8 protein-coding genes are annotated in these 10,073 nt (G+C 50.7%); all 8 read left to right on the forward strand.

What is annotated here, in order from left to right; all coding sequences use genetic code 11:
* The first annotated feature begins 5 nt into the window (after positions 1-5).
* The 8 genes from walK (at position 6) to ACGG90_RS11565 (ending at position 9,778) form a co-directional block, all read left to right on the forward strand.
* Positions 6-1,907 carry a cell wall metabolism sensor histidine kinase WalK gene (gene walK / locus ACGG90_RS11530; protein ID WP_390409565.1) on the forward strand — a complete coding sequence of 634 codons (1,902 nt, stop codon included), beginning with the start codon at positions 6-8 and terminating at the stop codon, positions 1,905-1,907.
* A complete protein-coding gene (locus ACGG90_RS11535) occupies positions 1,897-3,258 on the forward strand; it encodes a YycH family regulatory protein (protein WP_390409566.1) in 1,362 nt (453 codons plus the stop codon). Before walK ends, ACGG90_RS11535 begins: the two co-directional genes overlap by 11 nt.
* A 15-nt stretch (positions 3,259-3,273) precedes the next feature.
* Complete coding sequence (locus ACGG90_RS11540) at positions 3,274-4,077, forward strand: two-component system regulatory protein YycI (protein ID WP_390409567.1); 804 nt, start codon at positions 3,274-3,276, stop codon at positions 4,075-4,077.
* Between the two features lie 10 nt (positions 4,078-4,087).
* A complete protein-coding gene (locus tag ACGG90_RS11545) occupies positions 4,088-4,933 on the forward strand; it encodes an MBL fold metallo-hydrolase (protein ID WP_390409568.1) in 846 nt (281 codons plus the stop codon).
* Between the two features lie 859 nt (positions 4,934-5,792).
* Entirely contained in the window at positions 5,793-7,169 is a 1,377-nt protein-coding gene (locus tag ACGG90_RS11550) for a S1C family serine protease (protein WP_390409569.1), read from the forward strand.
* A 532-nt stretch (positions 7,170-7,701) separates the two neighbouring features.
* Entirely contained in the window at positions 7,702-8,088 is a 387-nt protein-coding gene (locus ACGG90_RS11555; protein ID WP_390409570.1) for an iron-sulfur cluster biosynthesis family protein, read from the forward strand.
* Positions 8,089-8,351: 263 nt separating this feature from the next.
* On the forward strand, positions 8,352-9,374 hold the full coding sequence (locus tag ACGG90_RS11560; protein ID WP_390409571.1) for an LPXTG cell wall anchor domain-containing protein: 1,023 nt from the start codon (positions 8,352-8,354) through the stop codon (positions 9,372-9,374).
* A gap of 194 nt (positions 9,375-9,568) precedes the next feature.
* Entirely contained in the window at positions 9,569-9,778 is a 210-nt protein-coding gene (locus ACGG90_RS11565; protein ID WP_390409572.1) for a hypothetical protein, read from the forward strand.
* Positions 9,779-10,073: the final 295 nt, after the last annotated feature.

Raw genomic sequence — 10,073 nt, forward strand, 5'->3', positions numbered from 1 at the left:
CTTTCATGAACAAGAAGATCCGCTTTTTCCAATCGATCCACTTCAAGATCGCGCTAGTGTTTATCCTGTTACTGTTGGTAACTGTGGAGCTCATTGGCGCGTATTTTGTGCGTTCCTTGGAACAACAGAACGTCGAGCAGTTCAAGTCCAGCTTGAATGTTGACACCTATATTCAGAATAAACTGGAAACTGATTTAATGCGCACCGACACCAGTGATGCCAATGCCGACATCAAAACCACCATTTCGCAAGCGGAAATCGCCAACTCGGCGCAGCTGCAGGTGGTCGATGCCAAAGGGACGATCCGCGCCAATTCCGATATCAACGATCAATCCGGCGTCGGGCAGAAATCCGGCTCTGGCAACGTTAAGTCGGTGCTGTATAACGGTCAGATCTTTGAAGGCTTTCAGTCCAGCAGTTCCGGGCCGGCTTACAGCAAGATCATTCCGTTGAAGAATCCCAACGCCACCGGTGACGGCTCTAATGTCATTGGCGCCATTGTGATTTCGGCGTCGATGGAGTCGGTGTATGGCAATATCGACAAAATCGTCAAGATCTTCTTGATCGCCAGCCTTTTTGCCGGGATGTTAGGGATGATTTTGGCCATTGTGATTTCTCGGGCGATCACGCGGCCAATCGACGAAATGAAGAAACAAGCCATTCGTATGGCCCGCGGCGACTATTCCGGGCAGGTACGCATTTATGGCCAAGATGAATTAGGCCAGCTGGCGGTGGCTGTCAACAACTTGTCGGTGCGCGTTGAAGAAGCCCAAGAAGCCAGTGAAGCCGAGCGTAGGCGGCTGGATTCGGTGCTGGCGCATATGACCGATGGCGTCATCGCCACTGATCGGCGCGGCAATGTGATCATCATTAACGAAACGGCGCTGGACATGTTGAACACCCGCAATGAAGATGTGATCGGCATGTCGATTCTGCGGCTGCTGAATATTGTCAAAGATTACACCTTGCGCGACTTGTTGGAGAACCAAGAAGAATTGCTGTTGGATTTCTCTGACAAAGCCGACCATGATTTGATCTTGCGGGTGGACTTCTCGCTGATCCAGCGCGAAACCGGCTTTATTTCCGGCTTGGTGGCGGTGTTGCATGATGTCACCGAACAGCAGAAGAACGAACGGGAACGGCGCGAATTCGTGTCGAATGTGTCGCATGAATTGCGCACGCCGCTGACTTCGATGCGCTCATACATCGAAGCCTTGTCTGATGGCGCATGGCAAGATCCGGAAATCGCCCCGCAATTTCTGAAGGTCACGCAAGAAGAAACTGATCGCATGATCCGCATGATCAACGATTTATTGAGCTTGTCACGGATGGATTCCGGTACCAGCAAAATCGAAATGGAAACCATCAACTTAAACGAGTTCTTCAATTACATTCTCGACCGCTTCGATATGATGCTTAAAACCGATAACGAAGCGGCTGGCGGCGACAACAACCGCGTGCAGCCATTACCGTCCAGCCGCAAGAAACGCTACACCATTCGCCGTGAGATCACGCGGCGCGATTTGTGGGTGGAAGTTGATCAAGATAAGTTCATGCAAGTGATCGATAACATCATGAACAACGCGATCAAATACTCGCCAGAAGGTGGCGTGATCACCGCCCGGCTGGTGGAGACGCATAATCATGTGATCTTGTCCATCACCGACCAAGGGTTAGGCATTCCGCGCAAAGACATCAACAAGGTCTTTGATCGCTTCTATCGTGTCGACAAAGCCCGCTCCCGGCAACAAGGCGGCACTGGCTTAGGCTTGGCGATTTCCAAAGAAGTTGTGGAAGCTTTAGGCGGCCGCATTTGGGTCGATTCACAAGAAGGCAAAGGCTCCACGTTCTACATTTCCTTGCCTTATGAGCCATTAGAGGAAGGAGACGATTGGGATGAAGCTTAGCGGATGGGTATTGCGGATCTTGTTGATCATTATGGTCGGCTTGTCGCTGGTTTTCACCTGGCTGATTTGGCAGAATCCTTCGCGGCAAGGCCGCCAAGAACAAGCCATCACAGTGCAGCACAAAGCCGCGACTTCGACAACGAAACACCGCGGCGTGGTGATGGCGCCAACTGCGGCGTTCTATCAAAGCAAAGGCAGCTTGCGCCAGTTGTTCACCCCAGATCAAGATGTGGCGTTGAACTTGCGTGACACCATGAAATCATGGCGCTTAGGCAAGGTGACTGCCGGTGGCAAATTAACCACCAGCGAATATAATGCTTTGTTGAATTCCGATGAGACCTTGCAGTTGGTGTACGCCGACAAAATGGCTTACCAGACTTTCAACAAAAGTTTCTTTACCAAGAAAGCGTCAGTGACCAATGCAGATTTCACCTTTAATCGGATCATCGTCAATTTGGCCAAGCACACCGGGTCGCTGATATTTGTCAATGATGCCACCAAGAACAGTCACACCGGCATTTTGACCAAACACAGCATTGCCAAACTTAAGGCACAAACCCAAGAAGCGGCAGCCAGCGGCTTTGCCGTGACTAATAAGCGCTTGGATAATGGCAAACAAGTGGTGGCGTATACGCAAGCACCGCAAGTGCAGCCGTATGTGTTCTTGTTGGATCAACAAAGTGCCAACCATTACGTCAGCTTGTTGATGCCGGCTTCGGCCACCAGCAATGTTGATGCGCGCGAATTAGGCACCGATACGGTATATACCGCTGGGACCGATTATCGCTTGACCTTAGACACCGATACGCAGCAAATGTTGTTTGATAACGCGGCATTGACTGATGCCAGCAAGTCTTTGGCCACCAATCTTGACCGCAGCTATACGGCGTTAAGCCAAATGGCGCTGCAAGGTCAAACCAGCATGCGTTATGAACATTATGATGCCCCTAGCAAAACGGTGACGTATCGCTCTTTTGCCCAAGGGTTGCCGATTTATAACGGCAATTTCTATGGGCGCGTCACCGTGGCGACTACCGGCAATGGCCAGCAGCTCTCATTTTCCAGCAACAACTTGACGGTGCCGATTCCTACTGATGCCGCCAAGGTGACATTACCGACGACGCAAGCGGTGTTGGATCACTTGACGAGCCTCGGTTATCGACAAACGGCGATCCAGGACCTGCAGCTGGGGTATTATTGGGCGGCGCAAGACGAGAATTCACAAGTGGTGAATTTGACGCCAACGTATTTTGTTGAGATGAACGGGACTTATCGCCGCTACACGCAATGGCTGGGCCCGAATAAAGACAAGCAGGCCCAAACCAGCGTCCAAGCCGTCGAACAAGAGTAAAAGGAGGTCATTCACATGGATTTCAAACGCATCGAATGGATCTTCTTGGTCGTGTTCGTGGCGGTGGACATCTTCTTAGGCATCAGCTTCTATCAAAGCCAAGAAGTCGATCAAGCCGTTAGCGAATCGACCACCAGCGAAATTGTCCAAGACATCAAGCAAGATCAAATCAAGCTGCCTAAACTCAGCAGCACAAAACCCACCGGCGGCTATTTGGCTTCGCAAGCCAACAATGCCTTGCAAACCGGCCGCAACACGCTAAGCGGCTTGGATACGGCATATGCGTCAGGGACTTTGCATGCGACGCTGCGCAGCCCGCTGCGCTTATCAGAAGACCATGAGAAGGCCGTGGCGCAACTGCGCCGGTGGATGAGCAACGCGGCGCATGTGCTATATGGTGCGCAATATCACTATGCGACTGGGCTGTCTAGCGGCGGCACTTTCGTGTTTGCGCAGAAAGTCGGGGGACATTTGGTTTACGACCGGCGCGCGCAGGTGACTTTCACGGTGGTCAATGACAAGCTGGTCAGCTATACCCAAACGTATATCGCCGATATGACCGTGTTGAAAAGCAATGTGGAGCTGATCTCGCCGCAAGAAGCAGTGGTCACGTTGTATAAAGACAACGAGATCCCCAACGCTGCTACTGTCCAGTGGCTGGAATTAGCGTATAATTACCTGCTAGACACTAAAGGCAGTACCGTGTATGTGCCAACTTGGTTCGTCGGGGTGAAGAGCCAAGGCGCCAAAAGTGTGACGATCAAGAAACTCAATGCCATCACCAAAACAGTGGCCAAAGAGCGCGACGGATCAGATTAGCCGCTCAGCAATGAGTGTTAAAGCAGTAACGAGGAAGGAAACGATCGTGACAGAAGATTATGGTATGCGAGTCAGTGTGTTGGCCAGTTCGAGTTCTGGCAACGCCACTTATATTGAAACGCCTAAGCACAAGGTATTAGTTGACGCCGGCTTTTCCGGCAAGAAGTTACAAGCGTTGATGCAAAGCATCGGGCGCGATTTGCACGATGTTGACAGCTTGTTTCTGACCCATGAACACACCGACCATTCTAAAGGCGTAGGCGTTTTGACGCGGCGCTATCCTAATATCACGCTGTATGCGAATCAGTTAACGCTGGAAGCTTTACCACAAACCATCGGCAATTTGCCGGCGGCGCAGGTGAAGACGTTCGAACCAGGGCAGACCTTGAGCCTGGGGGATCTGGATATTGAAAGCTTCGCGGTGTCGCATGACGCGGCCAATGCGCAGTTCTATCAGTTTCATCATGATGATAAGGCGTTTGCGATCTTGACGGATACCGGCTATGTGTCTGATGCGGTGGAAGGCACGATCAGAGACGCCGATGCATATGTGATGGAGTGCAATCACGATGTGGAAATGCTGCGCATGGGCCCGTACCCGTGGCCGCTGAAGCAGCGCATCTTGAGCGATACAGGGCATTTGTCGAATGAAGATGGTGCCAACGCCATTTTGGATGTGATCGGTACGCGCACCAAGCGGGTATACTTAGGGCATTTGTCGCCACATAATAACGTTAAGGAATTAGCCCATATCACCGTGGCAAATATGTTGCGGGAGCAAGGTCTAGGGGTTGGTCGGGATTTTGATATTTATGATACCGATCCAGCCATCGCCGATCCGATGTTTACGGTTTGAGGATGCATAAAGTTTGACACAGCAAGCGGGAAGCTTGGATAATAAAGTCGGTAGCGATACCGGCTTTTTTTATACCAGAGCGGAGTGGCGCGCATTTAGCGGTGGATATAAGGCGGGATGACGCAAAGGCGCTCTTTGCCTTGGCGGCGTCACGACTTATATCACGCCGCGTTGCGCCACGCAGCTCGACGAAGACCACAGCGTATCAAGCGGGGATGCCGGACAGGTATTGCTTCGGCGCGCGGGGGTCGGCGAGACGGTGCAGGCGGTGCGGCCGGCTGCAACCGCGCGGAGAAACGCGCGTTTTCCGCCTAAGTTTCAAGCCCCGCATCGCTGCGCTCAACGCGGGTCTTGAAACTTGCCGCGATCAGCAACGCGAGCCAAGCAAAGAACGCTTGTCTTGCGCTGCTGATCGTTTCACGGCCTGACCGTCTCGCCGACCCCCGCGCGCCTACGCAATACCTGTCCTACGTTGTGTGAATCAGGATCTGAAAAGGGCGGTGAGGAAACCGAGGTAAAGCAAGCGGACACTTCGCAGTGTGTGTCAGAGGCCTAAGCTAATGCGAGTTTTGCCGTAAGCTTGGAGCAGGTGATCACTGCCCAGTGCGATGATGGACCAGTGCAGTAGGGTGAATCTAACACTATGGCTAAGTACTGAAGCGATGGTGTTGTGAAGTCTTGCCGCTGCATGGCTTCTATCGCTACAAGCTTCCAAATTCATTCGGTGGTGGTTGTGGAATTGGTTCACAAAGTTGGTGACAGAGTTCCGGAGTTTTGCGAACAAAAGTCATAATTTCATCAAATCCACTCGGTAGTATAGATAATGTAAATAAGGATCGTACTCGAGGAGGGCTAGATCATGGATAATCAATCACACAACTTCAAAGAGGAGAACCAGCAGCCAAAGAAGCCGCGCAATGGGTTGAAGCAAACGGCGCTGGTTGCTGTGGTAGCAGCGGTCATCGGCGGTGGCGTCGGTGGTGGTGCGGCCTATCTTGGCTTTAAGAATACTGCCAGCAGCAGCTTAGGCGTGACTAGTACCGCGCAAAAGCCTGGTACCACGTCTGTGTCTAACGTCTCTGTTAAAGAAACCAGTTCTGCCACTACTGCCGCAGCCAAGGTTAAAGGCGCGGTGGTATCAGTGGTGAACTTGCAGAATGCCAAGAGTACCTCCAGCGGCTTGGATGAATGGAATGATATTTTCGGCTCTGGTGATGGCTCTGATGGTTTTGGCTCAGGTTCCAGTGATTCGAACAATTCTGATTCCAATTCGAATTCCGGCTCCGGCAGCTCCAGCGATTTGGAAGAATATTCCGAAGGTTCTGGGGTGATCTATCAGAAGAAAGACGGTAAGGCCTATATCGTCACCAACAACCACGTGGTCGAAGACTCTGATGCGCTGGAAGTGATCTTAAGCGATGGCACTAAGGTCACTGCCAAGAAAGTCGGTACCGATCAAACAACTGATTTAGCCGTGTTGTCCATTTCCGCAGACAAGGTGACTAGCGTGGCTTCCTTCGGCGATTCCAGTGCCTTGCAAGCCGGCCAAACGGTGCTGGCCATCGGCTCGCCGCTGGGTTCCCAATATGCCAGCTCTGTCACGCAAGGGATCGTTTCGGCAACCAGCCGGACGGTGGATGTTACCGATGAAGACTCTGGCCAAACGGTTGGCCAACAAACGGTTATTCAAACCGATGCGGCGATCAACTCCGGGAATTCTGGTGGGCCTTTGATCAACTTGTCAGGGCAAGTCATCGGGATCAACTCGATGAAGCTGTCCAGCAACTCTGGTGATTCCAGCACCGCTACGATCGAAGGCATGGGCTTTGCGATTCCGTCTAACGAAGTGGTTTCTATCATCAATCAGTTAGTTGAGAATGGCAAAGTTGTACGCCCAGCATTAGGTGTTGAGATCCGCGACTTGTCCAGCGTCACTGCCAGCCAGCAGAAGTCGATTTTGAAGCTGCCGGAAAGTGTGACTGGAGGCGTTGTGATCGCCGGCTTCACTTCAGGCAGTATCGCCAAGGCGGCAGGGCTTGACCAATATGATGTCATTGTCGGCATCGGCAGCGACAACGTGACCAGCATCGCTGACTTGCGCACAGCTTTGTACAAGCACGCGGTTGGCGACACGGTCAAAGTCACTTACTATCACGAAGGCACCAAGAAGACGACTAACCTTAAGCTGACGCAAACCACGGATTCGCTGAATTCGTCCAGCGCTTCCAGCAACTGATCCATGACGCTGTTTCCTAAATCGGGGAGCAGCGTTTTTTTGATTACGGTCGATTAGGAGGGTTAACCACAATTTGTTCAGCTTTTACTTGTCAAGTGTGGATAGTCTTGGGGCACAACTTGCCGGCCACCCTGTGGATAACTCTGTGGATACTGTTTATAAGTGGGCTGAGCGGGTGTGTGAAAGTTTTGAACCGAGCTGTGCACAACCTGTGGATAAAAATAATTCCCCGACAACGAACGCGGGTTTGACCCTTGGCGCCCAAGGGTTGCGCCGCTTTCAAAAAACGTATCCGAACACTTGACAACTGTGGATAAGCCCTTGGTAAAAATAATTCCCTTGATTTTTACAACCTGACTATCTAGTGTCAAACTCACAGCTCGATACCAGATTTAGGGGTCAAGGGCAGACGTGTGTGGATAACATCTGGGGATGAGTTGTGCAAGCAGTGCAGAATTGACGGAACCACAAGATTCTGCTATACTAATGTTAGTAAAGAAAGTTGTGTACAACCTTTATGAGGAGGCCGCTTATGGAAATTACGATCAAAGAAGCTGCACTGAACTATCTGCACAATAAGTTCACGGCAGATCAGCACCTGTTCTTGGCGTTAGACGATGGCTCAAGTAAGTATTCGCAGCTTGGCGGGACCTGTGCGATTGGCAACAAGTTCCAGATTGTAGTGGCTGATGAACTCGATCCTGAGTACGCCTTCCCATTAAGCAATAACGCCAACTTACCATTGACCACCGGGGATTTGGAACAAATGTATCTCGGTCACGGCTTGGTCTTAGATCACCAGCTTGGCTCCTTGGTGTTGCGCGATGACACCGGGATCTTAGATGGTGCTGTGATGGTTAACAAGCCGCAAGTGGTAACCAAAGAAGTCCAAGAACAACTCGGCAATAAGATCTGCTAAGAATAGATTGATTCAAGCACGCCTGCCTTTCAGCAGGCGTGTTTTTGTCTGATCGCAAGCGAAATGCTTAAGGCACTAAATACCCCAAAGCAAAGGCGACAATTCAACGGTTGCCGCCTTTTATTTTATGAAATTATCGTGTTAGAAAAAGTCCTCAAAGCAGGCATTGAATACGATTGCAGCCGAATTAGTAAAGTGATACAATCACTCTGTTCTACGATGAAAATAAAATGGGGTATTGGGGAAAGGAAGATGTGGATATTATGAGAATTACTACTAAGAAGGCTCTGTTCACTTCAATCGCTGCTGTTGCATTGTTCGGTGCGGGGGTTGAAACAGCGTCGGCTGTGAGCCCTGTTCAAACTGTTCATGCAGCTACACTTGCGCCTGCTGGTCCGACTAGGGTTTACGTGGGGTACTATATTTATGGTGATACAACGGCTCATTATGCTGCTGTGGGTATGTACGCTCTTCCAAAAGCTGGAACCCACTACTTCGTTAAGGCACCTGTAGTCCCTGGTTACACGCCTAGTTCAAGTGTTGTTGAAGCGATCGCAGGGACAAAGACTCAGGTTACTGGGTTGGTTTACACGAAGAATTCTTCGTCAACTCAATCAAAGCCATCTACCGGAACAAAACCGGCTAAGAGCAGCGCTGCGAAAACTCCTGCTAAGGGCAACTCGACTTCGGCTAAGAGCAGTGCTACCAAAACTCCAGCCAAAGGGACAACAACTTCGAACCCAGCAAAGAGCAGTGCTACCAAAGCTCCAGCCAAAGGGACAACAACTTCGACCCCAGTAAAGAGCAGTGCTACCAAAGCTCCAGCCAAAGGGACAACAACTTCGACCCCAGTAAAGAACAGTGCTACCAAAACTCCAGTCAAAGGGACAACAACTTCGAACCCAGCAAAGAGCAGTGCTACCAAAACTCCAGCCAAAGGGACAACAACTTCGACTCCAGTAAAGAGCAGTTCTACCGCAACTCCAGCCAAGGGTGGCACAGCTTCTACCCCAGCTAAAGGGACAACTACTTCGACTCCGACTAAAGAAACCACTAGCACGCCTGTTCAAACACTTGGGAACAAAGCAAGCTCAACTTCTAAGTCAGCGGTCACAAAGCCTGTTGCAACTCAATCATCTGTGAAAAAAGCTGCAACTTCTCAAAGTAGCGCTGAGGCCTTGCCTAAAGCGGGTGATGCCAATCAGTCTGGTTTGGCGTTAGCTGGTGCGGCGATCATCGCGCTCTTTGGCGGTTTGGGATTAACCGCAAAACGCCGCGAGAACTAAAGGTACATATTACGCGATAAACATTGGGGACCGATAATCGGTCCCTTTTTTGTGCGTCTGTCTGCTTTAGACAAGTGCTAAATGACAGTCTTAGCCCTATGTAAGGGCGAGAACACTAGGACGCATCTGAAAATCCGTCGTAGATACTATCCCCCTATCCAACATGATATGCCAGAAGAGAGAGGTGGTTCTAAATGGCCAGGTTAGACAACGAGTGGTCTGAATCAGGTTTACTCGAGACAATATTCAAAGAAATTGCAGAAATTGGCGACCGCATTCAAATCCAAATTGACGCCACTCTTTCCCATGCGCATCAAAGCAGCGCAAGGGAAACGAAACGCATTTTGTGTTTGAGAATGCATCGTGTGCGAACAACAACATTGATTGCTCAAATTGTCGGCTGATTCGACTACCGAAGGACAGGGGTGGCGGAGCACCGTGGGGAAAGCGTCGGTCAGGCCGTGAAACGATCAACACCACAAGCCATGCGGGCTGTGCATGGCTTGCGGTGTTGATCGCGGCAACTTTTGAGATTTGCAAGGCGAGCCGCAGGCGAGTGCAAAGCTCAAAAGTTAGATAATATGAAGTGACCTCCTAGATTGTCAGGCCTGGGATTCGGAGGCATAATATCGTTTGTCAGAACAATAAAAGCCCTTACCCAATGACAATAGGAGGTCACTACGATGCAAAGTATAGTTT

The sequence above is a fragment of the Lacticaseibacillus jixiensis genome, from assembly GCF_042847315.1.
Taxonomy (GTDB): domain Bacteria; phylum Bacillota; class Bacilli; order Lactobacillales; family Lactobacillaceae; genus Lacticaseibacillus; species Lacticaseibacillus jixiensis.

What these genes read in the sequence shown, in the direction of transcription:
- walK (WP_390409565.1), top strand. Translation starts at nt 6, where the DNA reads ATGAACAAGAAGATCCGCTTTTTCCAATCGATCCACTTCAAGATCGCG.
- ACGG90_RS11535 (WP_390409566.1), top strand. Translation starts at nt 1,897, where the DNA reads ATGAAGCTTAGCGGATGGGTATTGCGGATCTTGTTGATCATTATGGTC.
- ACGG90_RS11540 (WP_390409567.1), top strand. Translation starts at nt 3,274, where the DNA reads ATGGATTTCAAACGCATCGAATGGATCTTCTTGGTCGTGTTCGTGGCG.
- ACGG90_RS11545 (WP_390409568.1), top strand. Translation starts at nt 4,088, where the DNA reads ATGAGTGTTAAAGCAGTAACGAGGAAGGAAACGATCGTGACAGAAGAT.
- ACGG90_RS11550 (WP_390409569.1), top strand. Translation starts at nt 5,793, where the DNA reads ATGGATAATCAATCACACAACTTCAAAGAGGAGAACCAGCAGCCAAAG.
- ACGG90_RS11555 (WP_390409570.1), top strand. Translation starts at nt 7,702, where the DNA reads ATGGAAATTACGATCAAAGAAGCTGCACTGAACTATCTGCACAATAAG.
- ACGG90_RS11560 (WP_390409571.1), top strand. Translation starts at nt 8,352, where the DNA reads ATGAGAATTACTACTAAGAAGGCTCTGTTCACTTCAATCGCTGCTGTT.
- ACGG90_RS11565 (WP_390409572.1), top strand. Translation starts at nt 9,569, where the DNA reads ATGGCCAGGTTAGACAACGAGTGGTCTGAATCAGGTTTACTCGAGACA.